22 protein-coding genes, 4 tRNA genes and 1 pseudogene are annotated in these 22,216 nt (G+C 35.0%); 17 read left to right on the top strand and 10 right to left on the bottom strand.

Annotated elements, in window-relative coordinates; all coding sequences use genetic code 11:
- Window positions 1–27 precede the first annotated feature (27 nt).
- On the top strand, window positions 28–564 hold the full coding sequence (locus CVULP_RS00410; RefSeq protein WP_099507385.1) for a gamma carbonic anhydrase family protein: 537 nt from the start codon (window positions 28–30) through the stop codon (window positions 562–564).
- 173 nt (window positions 565–737) lie between these two features.
- Window positions 738–3,557, top strand: a complete 2,820-nt coding sequence (locus tag CVULP_RS00415; RefSeq protein ID WP_265415673.1) for an autotransporter outer membrane beta-barrel domain-containing protein — start codon at window positions 738–740, stop codon at window positions 3,555–3,557.
- A gap of 106 nt (window positions 3,558–3,663) precedes the next feature.
- Here the strand turns inward: CVULP_RS00415 and CVULP_RS00420 are convergent.
- From CVULP_RS00420 to CVULP_RS00440, 5 genes are all read right to left on the bottom strand, one after another.
- Window positions 3,664–3,751, bottom strand: a tRNA-Ser gene (locus tag CVULP_RS00420).
- A gap of 3 nt (window positions 3,752–3,754) precedes the next feature.
- Window positions 3,755–3,828: transfer RNA gene (locus tag CVULP_RS00425), tRNA-Cys, on the bottom strand.
- Between the two features lie 23 nt (window positions 3,829–3,851).
- Window positions 3,852–3,940: transfer RNA gene (locus CVULP_RS00430), tRNA-Leu, on the bottom strand.
- A 3-nt stretch (window positions 3,941–3,943) separates the two neighbouring features.
- Window positions 3,944–4,018, bottom strand: a tRNA-Gly gene (locus tag CVULP_RS00435).
- 60 nt (window positions 4,019–4,078) lie between these two features.
- Window positions 4,079–4,843, bottom strand: coding sequence for a hypothetical protein (locus CVULP_RS00440; protein ID WP_099506922.1), 765 nt, complete (start codon window positions 4,841–4,843; stop codon window positions 4,079–4,081).
- A 72-nt stretch (window positions 4,844–4,915) separates the two neighbouring features.
- On the opposite strand from CVULP_RS00440, the gene mutY reads away from it, so the two are divergent.
- From mutY to CVULP_RS00455, 3 genes and pseudogenes are all read left to right on the top strand, one after another.
- Window positions 4,916–5,914 (top strand): A/G-specific adenine glycosylase, encoded by a 999-nt coding sequence (gene mutY / locus CVULP_RS00445; RefSeq protein ID WP_099506921.1) that lies wholly within the window; start codon window positions 4,916–4,918, stop codon window positions 5,912–5,914.
- Window positions 5,904–6,772: pseudogene (locus CVULP_RS00450) on the top strand (radical SAM/SPASM domain-containing protein). Before mutY ends, CVULP_RS00450 begins: the two are co-directional and overlap by 11 nt.
- Window positions 6,773–6,916: 144 nt before the next feature.
- Window positions 6,917–7,477, top strand: coding sequence for a manganese efflux pump MntP (locus CVULP_RS00455; protein ID WP_099506920.1), 561 nt, complete (start codon window positions 6,917–6,919; stop codon window positions 7,475–7,477).
- On the opposite strand, the gene CVULP_RS00460 is transcribed toward CVULP_RS00455, so the two are convergent.
- Window positions 7,474–8,232 (bottom strand): exodeoxyribonuclease III, encoded by a 759-nt coding sequence (locus CVULP_RS00460; RefSeq protein WP_099506919.1) that lies wholly within the window; start codon window positions 8,230–8,232, stop codon window positions 7,474–7,476. The genes CVULP_RS00455 and CVULP_RS00460 overlap by 4 nt on opposite strands.
- A gap of 102 nt (window positions 8,233–8,334) precedes the next feature.
- Between CVULP_RS00460 and CVULP_RS00465 the strand changes: the two genes are divergently transcribed.
- From CVULP_RS00465 to CVULP_RS00475, 3 genes are read left to right on the top strand one after another with little or no spacing between them, the layout of a single operon-like run.
- Window positions 8,335–9,867 carry a phosphoethanolamine transferase gene (locus CVULP_RS00465; RefSeq protein ID WP_099506918.1) on the top strand — a complete coding sequence of 511 codons (1,533 nt, stop codon included), beginning with the start codon at window positions 8,335–8,337 and terminating at the stop codon, window positions 9,865–9,867.
- Window positions 9,864–10,223: a diacylglycerol kinase gene (locus tag CVULP_RS00470; protein WP_099506917.1), complete on the top strand. Its 360-nt coding sequence runs from the start codon at window positions 9,864–9,866 to the stop codon at window positions 10,221–10,223. Before CVULP_RS00465 ends, CVULP_RS00470 begins: the two co-directional genes overlap by 4 nt.
- The gene (locus CVULP_RS00475) at window positions 10,216–10,449 is read left to right on the top strand and encodes a replication/maintenance protein RepL (RefSeq protein WP_099506916.1); all 234 of its coding nucleotides are present in this window, start codon (window positions 10,216–10,218) and stop codon (window positions 10,447–10,449) included. The genes CVULP_RS00470 and CVULP_RS00475 overlap by 8 nt, the downstream gene beginning before the upstream one ends.
- Here CVULP_RS00475 and CVULP_RS00480 read toward each other — a convergent pair.
- The 3 genes from CVULP_RS00480 to CVULP_RS00490 are packed head-to-tail and all read right to left on the bottom strand — an operon-like array spanning window position 10,444 to window position 13,822.
- Window positions 10,444–11,319: a fumarylacetoacetate hydrolase family protein gene (locus CVULP_RS00480; protein WP_099506915.1), complete on the bottom strand. Its 876-nt coding sequence runs from the start codon at window positions 11,317–11,319 to the stop codon at window positions 10,444–10,446. The two genes, CVULP_RS00475 and CVULP_RS00480, sit on opposite strands and share 6 nt — an antisense overlap.
- Window positions 11,316–13,190 carry a mechanosensitive ion channel family protein gene (locus CVULP_RS00485; RefSeq protein ID WP_099462371.1) on the bottom strand — a complete coding sequence of 625 codons (1,875 nt, stop codon included), beginning with the start codon at window positions 13,188–13,190 and terminating at the stop codon, window positions 11,316–11,318. The genes CVULP_RS00480 and CVULP_RS00485 overlap by 4 nt, the downstream gene beginning before the upstream one ends.
- Complete coding sequence (locus tag CVULP_RS00490; RefSeq protein ID WP_099462373.1) at window positions 13,187–13,822, bottom strand: carbonic anhydrase; 636 nt, start codon at window positions 13,820–13,822, stop codon at window positions 13,187–13,189. Before CVULP_RS00490 ends, CVULP_RS00485 begins: the two co-directional genes overlap by 4 nt.
- Window positions 13,823–13,939: 117 nt before the next feature.
- Here CVULP_RS00490 and CVULP_RS00495 point away from each other — a divergent pair, with 117 nt between their 5' ends.
- The 7 genes from CVULP_RS00495 to CVULP_RS00525 all read left to right on the top strand — a co-directional run bounded on the left by CVULP_RS00495 (window position 13,940) and on the right by CVULP_RS00525 (window position 19,034).
- Window positions 13,940–14,635, top strand: a complete 696-nt coding sequence (locus tag CVULP_RS00495) for a Bax inhibitor-1/YccA family protein (RefSeq protein WP_099506914.1) — start codon at window positions 13,940–13,942, stop codon at window positions 14,633–14,635.
- Window positions 14,636–14,732: 97 nt separating this feature from the next.
- Complete coding sequence (gene secG, locus CVULP_RS00500; protein ID WP_099462377.1) at window positions 14,733–15,083, top strand: preprotein translocase subunit SecG; 351 nt, start codon at window positions 14,733–14,735, stop codon at window positions 15,081–15,083.
- An 8-nt stretch (window positions 15,084–15,091) separates the two neighbouring features.
- A complete protein-coding gene (frr, locus tag CVULP_RS00505) occupies window positions 15,092–15,649 on the top strand; it encodes a ribosome recycling factor (RefSeq protein WP_099462380.1) in 558 nt (185 codons plus the stop codon).
- 2 nt (window positions 15,650–15,651) lie between these two features.
- On the top strand, window positions 15,652–16,260 hold the full coding sequence (pyrE, locus tag CVULP_RS00510; RefSeq protein ID WP_099506913.1) for an orotate phosphoribosyltransferase: 609 nt from the start codon (window positions 15,652–15,654) through the stop codon (window positions 16,258–16,260).
- The gene (locus CVULP_RS00515; RefSeq protein WP_099506912.1) at window positions 16,260–16,670 is read left to right on the top strand and encodes an RDD family protein; all 411 of its coding nucleotides are present in this window, start codon (window positions 16,260–16,262) and stop codon (window positions 16,668–16,670) included. Before pyrE ends, CVULP_RS00515 begins: the two co-directional genes overlap by 1 nt.
- A 2-nt stretch (window positions 16,671–16,672) precedes the next feature.
- Complete coding sequence (locus tag CVULP_RS00520) at window positions 16,673–17,695, top strand: ribonucleotide-diphosphate reductase subunit beta (protein ID WP_099506911.1); 1,023 nt, start codon at window positions 16,673–16,675, stop codon at window positions 17,693–17,695.
- Window positions 17,601–19,034: a nicotinate phosphoribosyltransferase gene (locus CVULP_RS00525; RefSeq protein ID WP_099506910.1), complete on the top strand. Its 1,434-nt coding sequence runs from the start codon at window positions 17,601–17,603 to the stop codon at window positions 19,032–19,034. Before CVULP_RS00520 ends, CVULP_RS00525 begins: the two co-directional genes overlap by 95 nt.
- Here the strand turns inward: CVULP_RS00525 and CVULP_RS00530 are convergent.
- Complete coding sequence (locus tag CVULP_RS00530) at window positions 19,031–20,200, bottom strand: putative transporter (protein WP_099506909.1); 1,170 nt, start codon at window positions 20,198–20,200, stop codon at window positions 19,031–19,033. The two genes, CVULP_RS00525 and CVULP_RS00530, sit on opposite strands and share 4 nt — an antisense overlap.
- Window positions 20,201–20,301: 101 nt before the next feature.
- Between CVULP_RS00530 and CVULP_RS00535 the strand changes: the two genes are divergently transcribed.
- Together CVULP_RS00535 and CVULP_RS00540 are read left to right on the top strand one after the other, a co-directional pair.
- On the top strand, window positions 20,302–21,507 hold the full coding sequence (locus CVULP_RS00535) for a saccharopine dehydrogenase family protein (protein WP_099506908.1): 1,206 nt from the start codon (window positions 20,302–20,304) through the stop codon (window positions 21,505–21,507).
- A gap of 4 nt (window positions 21,508–21,511) precedes the next feature.
- Complete coding sequence (locus CVULP_RS00540; protein WP_215729090.1) at window positions 21,512–22,204, top strand: DUF1796 family putative cysteine peptidase; 693 nt, start codon at window positions 21,512–21,514, stop codon at window positions 22,202–22,204.
- Window positions 22,205–22,216: the final 12 nt, after the last annotated feature.

The raw sequence follows: 22,216 nt of genomic DNA on the forward strand, positions 1-22,216 counted from the left end.
AGCTATACTTAACGAAAAGGAGAAAAAATGCTTATCAAATTTCAAGGCAAAACGCCTCAACTTAGCGATAATGTCTTCATCGCACAAGGAGCTAAAATCATCGGTGAAGTCGAGCTCGGAGAGGATAGTAGCGTATGGTTTAACTGCGTTTTAAGAGCCGATTTTAACTTCATCAAAATAGGCAAAAGGACCAACATACAGGATTTAACCACTATCCACATTTGGCACAAAGAACCTAATGATAAGGGCTATCCTACCATTATAGGCGATGATGTCAGCATAGGGCATAACTGCGTGATTCACGCTTGTGAGCTTAAGGACCGCGTTTTGATTGGTATGAACTCCACTATAATGGACGGCGTTTGTATAGGAGAGGATAGCATAGTAGGAGCAGGAAGCGTGGTAACAAAGCATAAAAAATTCCCCCCTCGCTCTCTCATACTAGGCAACCCAGCCAAACTTATAAGAGAATTAAGCCAAGAAGAAGTTGCTTTTCTTAAAATATCCGCTCAAAATTATGTCGCGTTTAAAAATGCCTTTTTAGAAGAAAGCTCCATTACTTAAAAGCCTATTTTATAGGCTTTCACAAAAAAAAAAAAAAACGATTTTTTGAATTTCTCTTTACTTTTTGTTAATTTTTCTTTATAATTGCGATCATTTTTATCTTAATTACGAAAGGTCTATAATGCAAAAACATCTTATCAACTCTCTTGCGGGGGGGGGGGGGGGGACACACAATGCTCTCCTGCAATCAGCAAGGAATTCACAATCTACCAAGTTACTTAAACTCTCATAGTTTTAAAAGTCGTTTAATCCCCTCTTTCTTAGCCTTAAGCGTTATCACTGCTTTATATAGCCCCTTGCAAGCAAACTGGGTGTATAATAAACCTGGTAGCTCACCTGAAAATAGTCAAAATATAACAACTAGTAGCAACGCAACGGTTCAAAATAAAAACTGGATTTTTTATACTTCAAATTCAGGCACTAATGGAAATCTAACTATCAATCATAATCTTAGTGCAAGTGGCACTGGCACTGGAGGTGGGGTCAATGTAAGTAATGGTCACACCGTTGGCACTATCACAATAGATAGTGATGGAAGTCTAAGCACACAACATCATGGGATTAATATAAATAGTAATGCCAATGTTAGTGAGATTAGCATCAATGGAAATTTAAGTGCTAGTGGTAACAATGGACAAGGGATTAATATAAATAATAATGCCAATGTTGGCACTATTACTTTAGGATCTAATGGTAGCATAAGCTCTCAACACAGAAGAGCCATACTAGTTAATAAAAATGCAACAATCAATCACATCGACATACAAGGAACCATCACTAATGGAAGAGGGGTTTGGAATGATGGAATCATAGGTAGTAATGGTAGTGGTGGGAGTAGTGGGAGTAGTGGAACAACAACACCTGGCATTAAGGTAACAGGTAATATTACTTCAACTAGTGAGAGTGCAGCAGCCTTAGGTAATGGAGGGACTATTAATGGGAGTATTGTTGTAGAAAGTGGAACTTTAAGTGGAGGAATGAAATATGAGAATAATCCTTTACACGCAGCTCTTGCCAATGAGGGGGTAATTAATGGAGATATTGAAATAAAACAAGGTGCTACTTTAAAAGGAGGGGTTATAAACTGGGATTCGTTTGGCACTACAAATGCTGGTAAGGTAGCTAACATTAAAGTCCATGGAACGGTTAATGGTATGGTTGCGAATTTTGGAGGGGTTATTAGTGGTAGTATTGAGATTGAAAATGGTGCTAATGTGACTGAAAGCATTTTTAATTCTTTTACTTCTCGATTAGCTGGAACAATCCAAGGAGGCATTACCATAAAAGGAACAGTTGGAGGCGGAGTAGATAATAGAGGAAAACTCCAAGGCGACATTAAAGTCGAAAACACAGGAACACTCAATGGCGGTATCCATAACTCAGGCACCATAGGTGGTAAAATACAAAACGAAGCAAAAAATGCCATTACCATTTACAATAGACCAGGAGCTAGTATCGCAAACGGCATAGAAAACAAAGGCACAGCCACTATCCGTAATCAAGGCAAAATTCAAAGTGGTATCATCAATGATGGTGGAACTTTAACCGTTATCAATGACTTTAGAAGAGATGAAAACGCAGCAGATGGTTATCACACCATAGGAGAGATAGGTAAAACAGCAAGTGGTGTCCATATAGAAAATAAGGGTGGAGGCAAACTTCACATTAATGCTTGGTATTTTAATAAAGAAGATTACGCCACAGCTGAAGAAAGAAAAGCAAATGCCCTACTAGTAGATGGAGATTTTGCAAACATAAGCATAGGAGATTCCTTTATCAACACAAAGGGCTTAGATGTGGATAAAACTTATAATTCTTATTCCCTCATCGCAGATAAAGACGGCAATGCCGTAGGAGATAAGGTCAATAATGGTCAAGGCATAGATGTGAATAAACTCCACTCAGTTTCAGGCATTTATAGCTTTGAAAATTTCGGAGGAGCTGGTCAGTATAGAGCTAATATCAACAGAGATGAGCTAAGTGGTAGAACCCTAGCACAATCGATCATTTATTCTCAAAGAGTAAGAAATGTCAATCTCTCAAGGATACTAAGAGAAGCCACCACTCAAGTCTTTGTTTCAGGTAAAGAAAGTGAAGTTAATGCTAATGGTAAAAGCTTAAGCCAACTAGAACAACTCCACACCAATCACAGAGATGAGAATACAAAAAATCATACCTTTGTGATTCCTTACTATCAAAACTTTAGTGCAGACTTAGGAAGTCATACGGGGAAATTAAAATCAAATTCCTCTGGTATGCTTATCGCTACGCAAAGAGAATTACCAAATGATTATGGAGTCTTTGGAGTATATGCAGGCTTTGAAAATGCTGACCAAAAGGTCGCAGGTCAAAGAATAGAAATGGACGGGAATTCTTACTATGCAGGTTTAACTTATAATCATAGCTTTTATGAAGATGATTTAACAACTTATTTTATGAATCTTACTACTAAGCTTGACTATATAGAAAGAGATGTAGAAAAAACTTATCGTGGTTATATAGGCTCTGCTAGTTCTACTGCAAAGGTATTTGGATATGGGGCAAATGCTAGAGTAGGGTTAAGCCATTATCTTCACAATGATGCGAAAATCACTCCTCAAATAGGCTTTAACTATCTAGGTATGCATAATAAGCCTTTTACTCTTAATCACTTAGGAGGCACAAGAGAGCATTATCTAGCACAAAGTTTTAATTTCATCGATGCAGTTGCGACAATCAAATATGAAACGCCTTGGATTAATCGTTTTAAAACAGCTGTGGCACTAGGAACAATCTTTAATGTCTATAAGGACGCAAAAGGAACTTTACACCTTGATAGCAATGTCTTAAATGCTGAACTTGACATCGCTAGACTTTATGGAGTGGTGCAAGGGGGAGTTTCGTATGACTTGACTAAGGATTCTGATATTTCTTTAGGATATAGTGGAATTTTCTCTTCAGCTAATACTATAAGATCTCACGCCCTTATGTTTAGATATGCTTGGTGGTGGTGAGAGTTTAACTACTATGTGAGCCTATGGGCTCACGCTTTTGGTTTCTTCGCATTAAGATAATTGATATTTGACTAGCATTTAAGTTTTACTTAGATAGTGGGTATCGTGGCCGGGAGAAAGGGATTCGAACCCCTGGAGGTGTTACCCTCAACGGTTTTCAAGACCGCCGCTTTCGACCACTCAGCCATCTCCCGTTATGGAGGCGACACCCGGATTCGAACCGGGGATCAGAGCTTTGCAGGCTCGTGCCTTACCACTTGGCTATGTCGCCTCAAAGTCTAAATTTCGTAAGTGTGGTGCCCGAGGCCGGACTTGAACCGGCACGGAAGAAAAATTCCGAGGGATTTTAAGTCCCTTGTGTCTACCAATTCCACCACCCGGGCAGGTGGAGCGGGAAACGAGATTCGAACTCGCGACCCCAACCTTGGCAAGGTTGTGCTCTACCCCTGAGCTATTCCCGCATAAAGTTAAAAGCGAAATTATAGCAAAATAAACTTAAATAGAGTTTATTTTGCTTTAAGTTATTTACAAGTAAAGAGTAAATTTGCTCTAGCGTTTAATTCTTCTTCTTTAGTTAAAGGTAATGACACAGCCTCTTTTTCTAAGCTTTTCGCACTCATCATCACACCTTGAAAATTCCTCGCAATGCCATTTTGATTAAGGTTAAATTCTATCAAAACGCATTTTTTATTAAGTTTAGCAGAATAAATCTTTTCATATTCATAAGCCTTGTTTAAAAGCTCATCGTTTAACTTTTCTTTTGCATTTTGGAGCGTGGTGTTTGAAAAACTTGCCTTTAAAGCGGGGGTTGAAACGCTTATAAACTCACTCTTGGCTACAAGGGCATTAATATCGTTTAAAAAGCTGTTAAAAGCACTTAAATTTCCCTCTTTTATCTCACATTGTAAAGTAGCGTTTAGTCTCTGTCCTTTAGGGATTTTAAGATTATTTTCATAAGAATAATTTGCCTCCAAACTATAAGCTCCGCCTATGCAAAAATGATCTTTCGCACTTCTTGCTAGAATTTCTTTAAAACTTTGTGAAATGTCTGCTTTTTCTTTTTCGCTTAAATCGGGTGTCGTGCTTAATTTTTCATTTGCCCAAAAATTAATTTCAGTCTCGTAAGTATCGGGCTTTAACTTTGTGTAAGCTTCAATTTGTGTGTTAAGTTGCATTGCCTTAGAATTCGCTTCTTTACCCAAAAACTCGACATTAAAAACAACTCCCGCCACAAAAAGCAAGAGACACAAAAATCCTACGCCTAAACCTTTAAAAAATGTTAGCATTTTCTTTCCTTGATATTTATATTTGATGAATTTTAACAAAAAAATGAAAATTTTTGCTATACTTTTGCCCTTATGCAAAAAGAGATGATAGAAAAATTACAAAAAAATTTACTCAAATGGTATGAAAATAACGGACGCAAAACACTTCCTTGGCGGAATTTACAAAATGATACAAATAGGGCTTATAAGGTTTATATCAGCGAAATAATGCTTCAACAAACGCAAGTTGGGGTCGTTTTAGAGAGATTTTATTTCCCTTTTTTGCAACAATTCCCCACGCTTTTAAGCCTCGCAAATGCTAAAGAAGACGCACTTTTAAAGGCTTGGCAGGGACTTGGTTATTACTCAAGGGCTAGAAATTTAAAAAAGGCAGCAAGGCAGTGCGTGGCAGAATTTGAAGGGCTTTTACCGCGTAAAAAAGACGATTTGCTAAAATTGTGCGGAGTGGGAGCTTATACGGCTGGGGCGGTGGCTTGCTTTGGCTATGGTGCGTGTGAGAGCTTTGTCGATGCGAATATTAGCCGTATTTTAAAACGCCTTTTTGCCCTGCAAAATCCTAGTCAAAAGGAGCTTGAACTAAAGGCTAGACTTCTTTTAAACAAAAAAGAGCCTTTTAATCATAATCAAGCCTTGCTTGATGTGGGTGCTTTGCTTTGTCTGTCTAAAAATGCAAAATGTAAGCTTTGCCCCTTAAATGCTTTTTGTAAGGGTAAAAATACGCCTGAACTTTACACAAAAAGCCCTAAAAAATCCTACGAAAATTTAGAATTTGATTTAGTTTTTTTGGAATTTGGAGGTAAATTTGCCCTTGAAAAAAGCACAAAAAAGCTTTATAAGGGACTTTATAATTTTCCTTTTAAAGAGGGCTTAAAACCCTCGGACGCAGTGTTTTTAGGAGAATTTAAGCATACTTATACAAAATATAAATTAAGGATTAAAATTTATCATCAAATCTTACAAAAAGAAAATGTGGAATTTGAGTTTAAAAGCTTAGAAGAAATTGAAAGTTTAGCCCTTTCAAAGCTTTCTTTAAAGGCTTTGCAAATCTTTAAGGCTCAAAATGCGTTTTAAAAAAATTTATATAGAATTAAGCGATATTTGCGGACTTAAATGCGAATTTTGCCCCTCTCAAAAAGCACGAAGAGGCGTTTTGTCCTTGCAAGATTTTGAAAAAATTGCTACGCAAATTTGTGATAAGGCTGAAATTTTTACCTTTCATCTTTTGGGAGACCCTTTGATTTTAGATGATTTAGAGCAGTTTTTAAGCATAGCTAAGGCTTATAAAATGAAACTTGAAATCACAACAAGTGGATTTTATCTCAGTGAGAAAAATCAAAATTTGCTTTTAAATTATGAAAATATCCATCAAATGAATTTTTCTCTTGCTGCTTTTTTTCGCAAAAAAAGCTTGATTTAAACGCCTATTTAAAACCTATCTTAAAGCTTTGCGAAGGGCATTTTGAGCGTAAAAATTCAAGTTTTATCAATTTAAGATTATGGAATTTTAATATGAATTTTAAAGCACCTAAAGAAAATGAAGCGATTTATGAGCTTTTAAGAGGAAATTTTGAGGGGAAATTTAATTTTCAAATGTCAAAAATTCGTCTTCAAAGACATATCATATTGCACCAAGCAAGGCGTTTTACTTGGCCTAGTCTAAACGCCCCTTTTGTTTCTAAAAAGGGTTTTTGCCACGCTTTAAAAGAGCAAATTGGCATTTTAAGCGATGGCACGCTTGTGCCTTGCTGTTTGGATAGTGGTGGGGCGATTAATTTGGGCAATGTGCTTAAAAATTCTTTTCAAAATCTGTTAGAAACAAAAAAATTTTTAGACTTAAAACAAGGCTTTGAAAGGGGGGAAAGGTTAGAAAATTTATGTCAAAGATGTGAATTTTTTAAGGCGAAAAGCCATCATAAAAATTTGCTATAATGCAAAAATATCTAGGAGCAAAATGACTTTAAAATATGTTAATGGCGGAGTGCTCAATAATCATTTTGATGAGTATTTCACAAAGCCAGAGATTGCCAAAATGCTTTTTGAAAAATAAAAGATGAAGAAGGTGAGGACTAAGTTGTGAGTTTTATTGAGCTTATTTTACTTTCTTGTGCGTTGGCGATGGACGCTTTTGCCGTATCTTTATGCAAGGGCTTTAGTGCTAGAACTCTCACGCTAAAACATTATCTTATTGTTGGAATTTATTTTGGTGGATTTCAGGCTTTAATGCCCGCACTTGGTTTTTTAGTTGGTGTGAGTTTTAGTTCTTTTATTCAAAAAATTGACCATTGGATTGCTTTTGTTTTGCTTGTTTTTATTGGTTTTAAAATGATGAAGGAAGGTTTTGAAAAAGAAAGTTGCCCTAGTGATGATGGATTTCATTTTAAAACTATGCTTACTCTTGCTATTGCGACAAGTATCGACGCTTTAGCTGTTGGTGTGAGTTTTGCCTTTTTGCAAGTTTCTCTTACTCTTGCACTTTTTCTTATAGGTGGCATTACTTTCATCTTTTGCGTTGTTGCGTTGAAAATAGGCAAACGCTTTGGCGTTTATCTTAAAAGCAAAGCGGAATTATTAGGTGGAGGTGTGCTAATTTTACTTGGTTTTAAAATACTTATTTCGCATTTATTTTGGGCCTAAATATCTAGCTCTATACCCACAGGAGCGTGGTCAGAGCCAAAAATTTCATCTTTAATGAAAGCATTTTTAAGCTTGGATTTTAACCCTTTGGAGATGAAAAAATAATCAATCCTCCAGCCCACATTTCTCTCCCTAGCCTTCATTCTATAAGACCACCACGAGTATTTTTCCTTAATATCGCCGTTAATTTCTCTAAAACTATCAATAAAACCAAGCTTTAATAAATCATCAATCCACGCTCTTTCTATCGGCAGGAAGCCTGAAGTGTTGGCATTAGCTTTAGGGTGAGTTAAATCTATCTCTTTATGAGCGGTATTGACATCGCCGCAAATGATGATTTCTTTACCCTCTTTTAAAAGCTTGTTTAAATAAATTAAAAAATCCGCATAAAATTTCATTTTATGATTTAAGCGTTCTTCGTCTTTTTGTCCGTTGGGAAAATAGATATTAAAAAGCACGATATTTTCGAAGTTGTGTTCTAAAACCCGCCCCTCATCATCGTCAAAAAATTCGCATTTTTTCGTTTCGCACTCAAAATTACAAAGGCTCATCACGCCAGAATAACCCGCTCTTTTAGCAGAATTAAAATACATGTGTTTAAAAGGGTATTCATAAATTTTTTTAGGAAATTTATCCTCACTTGCTTTAATCTCCTGAAAGCCTATAAAATCAATCTTTTCTTCCTTTATCCATTCTAAAGCACCCTTATCACAAATGGCTCTTAAGCCATTGACATTCCACGAAATGAGTTTCATTTTTATCCTTTCAAAAAGGGCTAATTCTATCAAATTTTGCTAAATATTAATGATAAAAAAATATAATCACGCTCTTTAAACGGACACTAAAAAGGATAAAATTTGAAAATTTCTTGGTTTCAATTTGTATTTTTAAATACATTTTTAATTGTTTTGATGAATTTTAATGGCTTTATTTTTATTTATAAAAATTTATCATCAAATCAATTATGGCTAACCATAGCTATAATCCTAGCTTATGCTTGTTTAGTGCATATCATACTTTGCGTGATTTTCGTAAGGTTTTTAAGCAAATTTTTTTCTATTATTTTTTTAATTACGGCTGGTATGAGTGCTTATTTTATGCAAAGTTATGGGGTTTTAATCGATAGCGATATGCTACGCAATGTTTTTAACACGGATACTAAAGAAGCTTTTGATTTAATTAATATGTCTTTAATTTTGCTTATTTTAGGGCTTTTATTTGTGAGTTTTTTTATTTTAAAAATCACAATTCTTTATCCGTCTTTTAAAAAACAACTTGGTATTAAATTTCTAAACATTTTTTTAGCGTTTGGCATTTTTTGTGCCGTTTTTTTACCACTAACAAAAAGCTTTGTGCCGTTTTTTAGAACTTATAGTGAAATGAGAATGTATAATGTGCCTTTTTATCAATTTTACGCCCTATTTCGCTACTATCAAATTTATTTAGCCCCTAAGGCAGAGCTTAAAATTTTAAGCGATAAAGCTTATAGGGAAAATAATACTACAAAAAGAAACTTAGTGCTTGTCATAGGAGAAACGGCAAGGGCGGCAAATTATTCTCTTGGAGGATATAAAAATCAAACTAATTTGGCAACCCCTCACGAAGACATAATATATTTTGACAAAGTTTCAAGCTGTGGCACTTCTACGGCTGTGAGTTTGCCTTGTATGTTTTCTGCTTCGAAAAAAAATAATTTTTCCAATAAGGCTTATGAGGAAAATTTGTTAGATTTTGTAGATAAGGTGGGCATTAAAACGACTTGGCTGGATAATAATTCAGGCGGTTGTCAAGGTGTTTGTCAAAGGCTTAAACAAACACACATTTTTAAAGAAGAATATGATGGCTTTTTGATTGAAGAGCTTAAAAAAACTCTTGCGAATTTAGATACGGCGAATTTTATCATTGTGCATTTGCAAGGATCACACGGACCAGCTTATTACAAACGCTATCCTAAGGAATTTGAAAAATTTACGCCCACTTGTGATACAAATGAGCTTTCAAAATGCACTTTAGAGCAAATCACTAACACTTATGATAATACCATACTTTACACAGATTATATTGTCGAAGAAATGATTGACGAGCTTAAAATGATTAAAGACTATCAAAACACTCTTATTTACATTTCAGACCACGGCGAAAGTTTAGGAGAAAATGGTATATACCTGCACGGAATGCCCTATGCCATAGCACCCAAAACGCAAACGCAAATTCCTTTCATTTTATGGACAGATGATGAAAATTTAAGGCAAATTGCTTTCAAACATAAAAATATGGAGCTTTCGCACGATAATCTTTTTAGCACGATTTTGGGTTATTTTGAGGTTAAAACACCCTTTTATGAAGAAGCATTTGATCTTTTAAATCTCAAATTTGGAGAGAAAAAGTGAAACCAAAATACTCGCTTTTTTCCAATACACAATATGCCTTACAAGGCTTACTTTCTTTAGTTAAATTTGAAAGTTCTTTTAAAATAGAGCTTAGTATCATCATTCCCGCTTTGATATTAGATTATTTTTTACCCCTTAGCTTAGTGGAGCATTTGTTTTTAGCAGGGGTTTTGGTGCTAATACTTATCGTAGAAGCCTTAAATTCTGCGATTGAAGCCTGTGTGGATTTGATTACAAATGAGTGGCACGAAAAGGCTAAAAGGGCTAAGGATTGTGGGAGTGCGGCTGTGTTTTTTGCCATAGTTTTTGCTCTCTTTTCTTGGGGAGTTGTTTTATTTAAGGTTTTTTATGAATAAAAATTTCAAAAAGGCTTTAGAAAAAATTCTAGGCAAAAAGCGTTTTGAACTTTTAGAATTTCTTTGCGAAAATGCCGATGAAAACGGCTTTGTAATGATTAAAATCAGCGATTTGGAAGAAAAACTTGGACAAAGTAAGCCGACCATTATCGCTACTTTTAAATTTTTAGAAGACAAAAAACTTTTTAAAAGACTTAAAAACGGCTTTTATCAATTAAATTTATAAGTTCTTATCGATAATATTGCAAAGTGTGCCGATTTTTTCAATCTCACAACGCACTTCATCTTTATCTTTTAAAAACTGCGGAGGATTAAGCCCCATACCAACCCCGCTTGGTGTTCCCATTGAGATGATAGTCCCTGCTTTTAGTCTCATTCCAGCACTTAATTCTTCCAAAACATAAGCGATGTCAAAGATGAAATTTTTTGTATTGTCATTTTGCCTTAACTCGCCATTAACATAGCTTTTAAGGCTAAGTTGTGGCGGATAGGCTATTTCATCAACGCTTACTATACAAGGACCCATTATAGTGCTACCCTCCAAACTTTTTGCGCGGTAAAATTGCTTATGCTTAGCTTGTAAATCTCTAGCCGAAATTTCGTTGATGATAGTATAACCAAAGATATAGTTTTTCGCCTCATTAGCTTTGATTTTATAGGCTTCTTTACTTAAAATCACGGCTAATTCGCATTCATAATCAAGCTGTTTTGTTACACTTTGATGTAGAGGGATTTTAGCATAAGGGGCAGTGGCGTCATTAACCCTTTTGCCAAAATAAACGGGGTATTTTCTTTCTTCAAAATTCTCGCCCTTAAATTTCGCTGATTCTTTTGCGTGGTCTAAAAAATTAATCCCAAGGCAAATAATATCTTGCAAGGGTTCAATGATGGGGGCTAAAAACTTTTCAGGCGATAGATCAATGGTAGGGTAACCAGCTAAGTTATTTAAGTTATTTTTAAATTCATCATAGTGGATAATAAATGCGTTCATATCATTTGTTTTAATACCTAAATGCTTAAAGCAAATAACTTTATTTTCAGCATTTAGCACACCCAAATGCCTTTCGCCGTTCCAGTTAAAATGCACAAATTTCATACTTTAAAAGCCTTATCAAGCGGAGGTAAATTTTCTATATAAATGCTTCTACTTGGAAAGGCAAAACTTAGTCCATTTTTCTCTATAATACGCATAAATTCAAGCATTAAAGCTTGTCTAGCATCTCTAAAACCATCTGCTGTAACAGCTTTTGTATAAAAATAAATTTCTATATTAATGCTGCTTTCTCCAAAATCACTAAGCCCCACATAACAAGCATTTTTATAACCCTCAAGGTCGTTAATGGAGACGAGATTTTGCCTATATTTAGCGGAGCTATCGCCGTATTTTAAAGCACTATCTTCAGGGTGAGCAACTAAAGCACTTGTGCTTAAAAGCTCTTTAAGATCTTTAACACAAGATTCTAATTTTTCAGGAGTCGCATCATAGCCCACACCCAAATACATTTTAATATGGCGTCCTATGCGTCTTTTACTCCAGTTTTTGATATTTGCTCCCATAATAACTGAATTTGGTAAAAAAACTAAAGAATTATCAAAGGTTCTAATAGTCGTTTTTCTAAGTCCAGTTTCTACAACCGTTCCTTCCACGCCTGAAACCTCAACCCAATCGCCTTGATTAAAGCTATTATCAAATAAAAGCAAGATGGAGGCAAAGAAATTTGCAATAATGTCTTTTGCTGCTAGAGCCACGGCTAAACCACCTATACCAAGTGAGGCTATAATAGCAGAGATATTAAAACCAAGCTGTGCTAAGATAAATAAAAAGGCGATGACGATGATGACAAAATATAAAATTTTAATGATGAGATTGACAACTTCTTTTTTGCCACTTTTTTGGGCAAGTTTTGAGACTAAAACCATACCATAGCCGTCTAAAATAGTCAAAATAAGCCAAGCGATAAAAATTGCATAAATAATATAAAAAGCATTGCTAAGTGTCAAATTCATAGGTGCTGGATAAAAAGCTATGGTAAGACAAAGGCTAAACGCATAAACAACAAGCAAAAAACCCACGGGCTTTTTGATATTTTCTATAAACATTGTTTTAATGTCATCAACATTTGCTCTGCCACGATAAACAAGCTTCACGAGGAAAAAATATACAATGTGAGAGAAAAATTTCCTAAGCGACATAAAAAAAGCTAAAACAAGCAAGGATATGACAATTTTACCGACATTAAGAAATTCTATATTAAAAAAAGAATTGATTTTATCAATCCAAATTTGAAGACCCAAAGCACTAAAGAGATAATTACTTTCTAACAAATGCGCATTCGTTCTAAGATATTTTAAAATCTCACTATAAGAGCTAAAAGTATTTTTAATAAGTGTTTCTTTTGTATTTATTGTTTCAAGTTGTGCTGTGTTTGTAATTTTATCTTTATAAGGAGAAAAATCTGTATTGATAAGCATTTGCAAATTTTCCATACTTGTGTCAATAAGCTTGGTCATATCCTTACTACTTGCAGCATTTTTAAATAGCTCTTTAAGCTCGGCAAGTGATTTATAAAATTCTTCGATAACTTGTAAATAAAGCAAATCAAGACCAGCATTAATGTAAGTAAAGCTTTGCTTAGGACTTTTATTTTTAAGCTTTTCTAAATCTTCTTTTTTTTGCAAAAAAAGCTTGACATCTTTTTGATCGATTTCTTGTGAGACGATGATTTCTGGGATTCTTGAGAGGATTTTTTGTTTTTCTTCATTTAATTCTTCAATGATTTGCCTATATGTGCTTGAGTTTGTATCGCTTGTTTGAGCATATTCTTTAATCTTAGAATTTAGCTCCACATAACCTTGGACGAGATTAAAAAGACTATTTTCTGTTCTTACATTTTTATTATTTTCTGTTAAGTCGCTACTTAGGGCGAAAGAGACGAAAAGAAAGAGTGCTAAAAAGATTTTTTTCATACATTTCTCCTATTTTGAATTAGGGTAAAAATTTTAGCCTTAAAGTCATATTCATAAATTTCACCCGTTTCGATGATATAATACCACGCATGCACTTCAATTTTGCCTTCTTCCAAAGCCTTTTCAACTCCGGGATAAGTGAGGATATTTTGCAAAGAATTGACCAAATTTAGCTTTTCAGTCAGCCACGCTCTCATTGCCAAATCATTATTAGCGAAAAGCAAAACATCTTTTTTTATAGGCTCTAGCATAGCAAGCCATTTTTTAACATTTGGCACTTTTTCTAGCTCTTCTTCGCTGTTATAAAGTGCATTACAACCCCCACAATTACTATGCCCACAAACGACAATGTTTTTAATTTGCAAACTTGTAAGTGCGTATTCTATCGCTGAGGTTGTAGCTAGGTAATCCTCCCCTACACGGTAAGGCGGGACGATATTTGCAATATTTCTTATGACAAAAAGCTCACCCGGACCTGTATTTGTGATGAGATTAGGGATTACCCTAGAATCAGAACAGCCTATGAAAAGCGTATGAGGATTTTGCTTATTTTTCAAACTTTCAAAAAGTGCAGAATGCTCTTTAAAGTCTTCTTGCATAAATTTAATTGCACCGCTAATAAGATTTTCCATAATTTTCCCTACCTAATAAAACTTGATTATAGTAAATTTGTGTAAAAGAAAGATTAATTTACTATTTTTTAAAAAAAGTATGCTAAATTTCACAATTTAAAATTTAAGGAGTATATAATGAGTCTTTATGATAGAGATTATTCTAAATCTAGCACATTTGAAAACACTCGTTCAAGCGAATTAAGCGTTTTTATTAAGCAAACTTACCAGCTTTTTGCCGCTTCACTTTTGGCAGCGACAGCGGGTGCTTATATAGGAATTTTTGCTTTAGCACAATTTTTTGTGCAGTCTCAAATCACATTTTGGATTCTTTTTGCAGTTGAGTTAGGTTTGCTTTTCGGCTTAATGTATAAGAAAAGAGAAGCTCCGCTTAATCTCATCTTGCTTTTTGCTTTTACTTTTGTTTCAGGACTTACGCTCACGCCTTTACTGATTTCTGTTTTGGCATTACCAGCGGGTGGAGTGATTGTAGCACAGGCTTTTGCTTTGACAACAGTGGCTTTTGGAGGGCTTAGCATTTTTGCGATGAATACTAAAAAAGACTTTACGATGATGGGTAAGGCTTTATTTATTGTTTTAATTGTCGTTGTGGCGGCATCTTTGCTTAATCTTTTCTTTCAAAGTAGTCTTTTAAATTTAGCAGTTTCTGCTGTAGCGGCGATACTCTTTTCATTTTATATCCTCTATGATACACAAAATATCATACGCGGAAATTATGAAACGCCTATTGAGGGTGCAGTGGCACTTTATCTTGACTTTGTCAATCTTTTTGTATCTTTACTTAACATCTTAAGAAGTTTTAATAGTCGATAAAATTTGCGAGTTTTCTCGCAAATTTTGGGATTTCAAACTCTTTTCAAGCTTTTTTGGCTACAATGTAAATTTAAATTTTTTATCTTAGGATTTAGTTATGATGACTCTTTTAATTGTTTTACAATTTGTGATTGTTGTGGTGATTTGTATCGCTGTGTTGCTCCAAAAAAGCTCAAGTATAGGTCTTGGTGCGTATAGTGGAAGTAATGAAAGCCTTTTTGGTGCGAAAGGTCCTGCGGGATTTTTAGCCAAATTTACCTTTATAATGGGACTTTTACTCATAGCAAACACCATAGCTCTAGGCTATCTTTATAATAGTTCTAATAAAAATTCCTTAGCAGAAAAAGTGCAAATCGACTCTAATACAACTTTACCTAATTTACCAGCAGCTATACCTAGTGCGCCAAGCGCTCCACAGCTTCCAAACGAAGTCAATTCAAGCAAATAAGGACTAAAATGCTAAACGAAATTTATGAAAAACAAAAAACTCAAGCGGAAAAAAGTTTAGAAGCTTTAAAAAAAGATTTTACAACGCTAAGAACAGGTAAGGTTAATATCCATATCTTAGATCCTATTCAAGTGGATTATTACGGAAGTGCAACTCCGCTAAATCAAGTCGCTACTGTGTTAGCAAGTGATGCTTCAACCATTAGCATTACCCCTTGGGAAAAGCCTATGTTAAAAGCTATCGAAAGTGCTATTGCGGCAGCAAATATAGGTGTAAATCCAAACAACGATGGCGAAAGCGTTAAGCTTTTTTTTCCTCCTATGACTAAGGAGCAAAGAGAAGAAAATGTCAAACACGCTAAGGCTATGGGAGAAAAGGCTAAGGTTTCTATAAGAAATGGCAGAAAAGATGCAAATGATGCGATTAAAAAACTTGAAAAAGATAAGGCTATTTCAGAAGATGAGGCTAAAAAAGCTTATGATGAAGTGCAAAAATTAACCGACCTTTACACACATAAAATTGACGAAAGCGTTAAAGATAAAGAAACACAACTTTTAAAGGTTTGATAATGAATTTGGAGCAAATTTATAAAGAGTGTGGAGCGTATTTAGAGGGACATTTTTTGTTAAGTTCTGGCAAACACTCGCAGTTTTATCTCCAAAGTGCAAAGGTGCTTGAAAATCCTATTTTAGCGGGAGAATTATGCGAAAAATTAGCTCAAATCATCATAGCTTACGGCGTTGAATTTGAGAGCATTTGCTCTCCTGCTTTGGGCGGAGTTTTAGCAGGGTATGAATTAGCTAGAGCGAGTAAAAAGCGTTTTATTTTCACAGAAAGAGTTGAGGGCGTGATGACTTTAAGACGAGGTTTTGAAGTGAGAAAAGGCGAGAAATTCATCATTTGTGAGGATATTATCACCACAGGTGGTAGCGCTTTAGAGAGTGCGAAGATTATTGAAAGTTTAGGTGGAGAGGTCGTAGCTTACGCAGCTTTGGCAAATCGTGGCTTTTGTGCGGTTAAAAATTTAGCTAACGAAAGAAAAGAAAATGCCAAACTTCCTAGCAATTTACCGCTTTTTGCTTTAGGAAATTTTGACTTTGAAATTTACGAGACACATCAATGTCCTTTTTGTCAGCAAGGAAGTAAAGCAGTTAAACCGGGAAGTCGTGGAAATTGATGAAAACTAAGGCGAGGATTGCGTCAAGGTGGCTTCGATTTCGTGCTTTTTTAATTGATATTTTTTTGATTTATGTGCCGATTTTATACACTTTTTATTTTATTTTAGGCTCAAAAGAAGCTTTTTTGGCTAGTATTTTGATACCGCTTTTTTGCACTTTATTTTTTGGTTTTATACAAGCCTTATTTTTAAGCTTAAAGGCACAAAGCCCAGGTTTAAAAGCGTATGAGTTATATTTGATAGACAAAAAAACGGGTAAAAAAGCAAATTTTTTACGAATTTTTTTAAGATATTTAATTTTTATCGTAAGTTTTGGCTTGTTTTTTGGCTTATTTATAAGCTTTTTAAGAAAAGATACTTTAAATTTGCACGATGTTTTAACACAAACTTGCATCGTTTTGAAAGGATAAAAATGCAAAGAAAAAGAATTTATAATCCAAATTCAAGTGAGAGTTTAAGTGAAAGAAAGATTTTTTCTGGTAATCCGCACGGGATTTTAAATTTCACTAAGGCAAAATATACTTGGGCTTTGAAGTTGTGGGATTTGATGGAGGCAAACACTTGGTTTCCAAAAGAAGTTGATACCACAAGAGATGCTCTTGATTATCGTTGTAATCTAACCACCGCAGAAAAAAGAATGTATGATTTGGTATGGTCTCAACTTATCTCAATGGATAGTTTTCAAACAAATAATCTAGCTGATAATATCAACCCCTACATCACAGCCCCTGAAATTAACGCTGTCTTAGCACGCCAAGCCTACGAGGAAGCAAATCATTCTAAATCCTACGCTGTAATGGTTGAAGCCATTTGTGATAATACGGATTTAATCTACGAAATGGAAAAGCACGATGCGACCTTAAGGGAGAAAAATGACTTTATTTCAAGCATTTATGAGGAATTAGCCGGCGATGTTGATGACAATAAATTACTACTTGCTATGGTGGCAAATCAAATTTTAGAAGGCGTGTATTTTTATAGCGGTTTTACGGCAATTTATGCACTAGCTAGAGCTGGGAAAATGCTAGGCTCTGCACAAATGATTCGCTTCATACAAAGGGACGAAATTACGCATTTATTATTATTTCAAAATATGATTAATTCAGTGCGTAAAGAAAGACCTGATTTGTTTAACGAGCAAAATATCAATAAAATTTATGAAATGTTTAAAAGGGCTGGGGAGCTTGAGATAAAATGGGGTAAATACATCACACAAAATCAAATTATGGGCTTTACAGACGATATTATCGAGGAATATATCCATTATCTTGTGGATTTAAGACTTGTGGCGATTAATTTAGACAAAATTTACAATGCCAAACACCCGATTAAATGGGTTGATGATTTCTCTAAATTCAACGACCAAAAAAGCAATTTTTTTGAAAGCAAGGTTACAAATTATTCTAAAGGCAGCATCAGTTTTGACGACTTTTGATTATCATCTTCTTTGTGATTTTTATGAGCTTACTATGGCTCAAGGCTATTTAAAAGAGGGCTTTGAGGATAGAATTTGTTATTTTGATGTTTTTTTTAGAAAGGTCCCTGATGGGGGGACTTTTGCCATTTTTGCTGGACTTGAAGATATTTTAGATTTTGTGGAAACTTGGCATTTTGATGCGGAGGATATTGAGTTTTTAAGGCAAAAGGGTTTTGAGGAAGAGTTTTTAAATTTTCTAAAAACTTTTAAATTTGAGGGAGAAATTTATTGTGTGCAAGAGGGTGAAGTCGTTTTTGCTAATGAGCCTGTGATGATGATTAAGGCTAGGGCTACCCAAGCACAACTTTTGGAAACTTTTTTGCTTTGCACTCTCAATCATCAAAGCCTCATCGCCACAAAGGCAAGTCGCATTGTAAGAGCAGCCGGAGGGAGAGCTGTTTTAGAATTTGGAGCAAGGAGAGCACACGGCGGCGAAGCAGCACTTAAGGGTGCTAGAGCAGCGATGATAGGCGGATGTAGTGGCACTTCAAATACCCTTGCCGCGAAGCTTTATGGACTTAAAACAAGTGGAACTATGGCACACTCTTGGGTGCAAATGTTTGCGGACGAATATGAGGCTTTTAGGGCTTTTGTGAAGCTTTATCCTGAAAATGCAACCTTGCTTATTGATACTTATGATTGCTTTTTGGGACTTGAAAATGCGATTAAGGTTTTTAAGGAATTTGGTATTGAAAAAGGGGCAGTGAGGATTGATTCTGGGGATTTATGTGAATTAAGCTTTAAAATTCGCAAAAGGCTTGATGAAGTAGGGCTTAAAGAGTGTAAAATCATCGTTTCAAATTCTTTGGACGAAAAAAGTATTGAAGCTTTACTTAAAAATGGTGCAAAAATTGACGGCTTTGGGGTTGGAGAGCGTTTAATCACGGCTTTTAGTGATACGATTTTTGGTTATGTTTATAAGCTTGTGGCGGTAGAACAAAACGGAGATCTTTATCCTAAAATCAAAATTTCTCAAGATCTTCACAAAACGACAATACCGCATTTTAAAAGACTTTTTCGTGTTTATGAGGGGGAAAAGGCTTTGTATGATGAGCTTATAATTTATGATGAAAGCTTAGAAAATTTACCCTCTCATTTGAGGCGTGAAGAACTTTTACAATGTGTCTTTAAAAATGGAAAAAGGCAGGGTAAAAATAAAAGCGTAAAAGAGTTAGCAAAGTTTGCTAACTCTCAACTTTCAAGGCTTGATGAAGATTTATTAAAGGCTAGAAAAACTTATACGATTAAAATTTCAAATGCCCTAAAAGAACTCAAAGAAAGATTAAGCAAAATTTAATTTTTATACAAAATATTTTTTTCAAATTCGCTAAGGCGTTTGTGGATACTTCTAAGCTCTGTGATTTTAGTCCAGTTTGTGATGAAAATACTAAAAGAACTTCGCACTTGGTCAAAAGCATTGTTAATCTGTATCACAACGCCAAGGGAGATAGCTCCGGCAAAAAGTGAGGGTCCCATAATCAAAAACGGCACGATGACAATAATTTGTTCAAACATTATGAGCCAAATATTAAAATAACCATAATGTAAAAATAGTCTTTTGTAATTGAATTTAAGTCCAGTAAAAAGCTCTATCATCGTCTCATTTTTAGCATAATCCTTGCGGTTATCCTCCGCATAAACAAGCTCTTTTCTAAAGGCGGCTTCTGCTTTTTGATTATTATATTCAAGTCCGGGCAGTTTAATGCCTACAAACCACGATACAACAAGCCCTCCAAGTGAGATAAACAAAGCCACATAAACAAGCAGTCCTTGCATATCTTTTAAAAAATAAAAAATGCTATCTTCACTTAAATTTTTAAAAAGAATTTTGGAAACATCTTCACTCAAAGCCCATAAAATAGGGATAAATGCCATTAAAATCATCAAAGATTTCACAAAGGCAAGTCCTAAACTTTCAACAATTTTAGAAAAATTATAAGTATCTTCTTGGATTCTTTGGGAACTTCCTTCGATATTATCATTTTTATTTTTCCAAAATTTAAGGTAAGAAAAGGTCATAGCCTCACGCCATTTAAAGGTATAAACACTTGCAAAATAAATGCTTAAAGTGGCGATAAAAACATAAGGCAAGGCTATACACAAAAACACAGCGATGCTAGAATAAAAATCACTCATCGCATAGGTTTCTTTAGCAGCTATGCTTTTACTAGAAAAAAAGCATTCGTTTAAAAATTGATAGTAAAAAATCGAGCCTTTGTTAATAAAATTTGCATTTTCTAGAGCTTTTTGGGCATTTTCGTTAGCGATTTTGGTCGCATTTGCGTCTAAGATTAAAGGGGCGTTTTGCACATTTGGCTTTTGTAAAATATTATAAAAATCCCTATACCACTCATTTATAGCGACATTAAGGCTTGTTTGCAAATACAAAAAAGCTAAAAGCACAAAAAGTCCCGCATAAGCCCATAAAGCCCATTTTTTAGAGAGAAAAAACGCTGAAAACATTAAAAGCCTTATAAAAAAGATGAGAAATTATAATAAAAATTCGTAATAGTGTTTAGTTTAAATTTGCTACAATAAGCAAAAATTGAATTTAAGGATATAAAATGGCAAATCTTCTCATTATCGGTGCGGGCGGAGTTAGTAGGGTTGCAAGTGTGAAATGTGCGATGAATAGCGATGTTTTCACTAAAATCACCCTCGCAAGTAGGACAAAGAGTAAATGCGATGCCATAGCTTCTTTTATCAAAGATCGTTTGGGCGTGGGTGTGGAGACGGCAGAAGTTGATGCGGATAATGTCGAAGCTGTGGTTGCCCTAATCCAAAAAACGGGGGCAGAAATTTTACTTAATCTTGCTCTGCCCTATCAGGATTTAAGCCTAATGGACGCTTGTTTGAAAACAGGAATTCACTATATTGATACAGCAAATTATGAGCACCCAGACCTAGCTAAATTTGAATATAAAGAACAATGGGCAAAAGATGAAAGCTTTAAAAAAGCGGGGATTTTAGGGCTTTTAGGCAGTGGGTTTGACCCGGGGGTAACGAATGTTTTTTGTGCTTATGCAAAGCAAAATTTATTTGATGAAATTCACTATATTGATATTTTAGATTGTAATGCAGGGGATCACGGCTACCCTTTTGCGACCAATTTTAACCCAGAAATCAACCTTAGAGAAGTTTCAGCTAAGGGGCGATATTTTGAAAATGGGCAGTGGATAGAAACAGAGCCTATGGAGATAAAAATAGAGTGGGATTACCCTGAAGTGGGCGTGAAAGATAGTTATTTGCTTTATCACGAGGAGCTTGAAAGTTTGGTTAAAAATATCCCAAGTTTGAAAAGAATTCGTTTTTTTATGACCTTTGGACAAAGCTATCTCACTCATATGAAATGCCTTGAAAATGTCGGTATGCTAGGCATTAAGCCTATTAAACATAAGGGACAAGAAATCATTCCTATCGAATTTCTTAAGACCCTTTTACCAGACCCAGCATCGCTTGGAGAAAGAACAAAGGGTTATACGAATATAGGTTGCGTGATAAGAGGCGTTAAGGACGGCAAAGATAGACAAGTTTATATCTATAATGTTTGCAATCACGAAGAATGCTTTAAAGAAACAGGGGCACAAGCAGTGAGTTATACCACAGGAGTTCCAGCGATGATAGGTGCAAAACTTATAGCGCGTGGAATTTGGAGTGGAGTGGGAGTTAAAAATATGGAGGAATTCGACGCCAAAGCTTTTATGGACGAGTTAAACACTCAAGGACTTCCTTGGAAAATTTTGGAGATGAAGCCTGATTTAGGTGTTTAATTTTTTGTCTTTTTTTAAACGCCGCACAAGATTTAGAGCCGATGTCTTCATTAGCGTTGGTTTAGGTTGTAAGGTGGCGTTTTATTTGAAAAAATTTAGATTACGCACTTTTTCTTCTCCCTTTGACTGGCTAGGACTTTATACTTTGGAGGATATTAGTCAGTGTTTTGAGGACGATTTTGCAAATTTTTTCAAGGATTATGAAGAAGTTCCTAGCACGACAAATAAGCGTTGGATAAGAGATAGACAAAACGGAATGCGTTCTATGCACGATTTTTCTTTTGAGGAGAGTTTAGAGCAGGGCTATGAGCGTTTTATCACGCAAAAAAGAAGAAGATTTGAAAATTTAAAACGCCACATTAAAGCCTCTAGGCATATTTGTTTTATTTCTTGTAGGCAAGATGATTATGCAGAATTTGAAAAATTTTTAAAACAAATGCAATTTTTTCATCACGCAAAATACACTCTCATTAATATCCGCCACGATGCAAATTGCAAGGATATAAAGCGAGTTGAGTTAGAGTGGGGGGGGGGGGATTTGCATTTAATGGAATATAGCTTTAATGATAAATATCCAAAAGGCGAACAGCACAAAAAAGCTTGGCGTGGCAATACAAAATGTTGGCATAAAATTATGCGTTCTTTAGCTCTAACAAAAAAAGGCATCATAAGCACTTATTTTGTAAAATTGACTTAAAATGCTATAATC

The sequence above is a fragment of the Campylobacter vulpis genome (assembly GCF_014217995.1).
Taxonomy (GTDB): domain Bacteria; phylum Campylobacterota; class Campylobacteria; order Campylobacterales; family Campylobacteraceae; genus Campylobacter_D; species Campylobacter_D vulpis.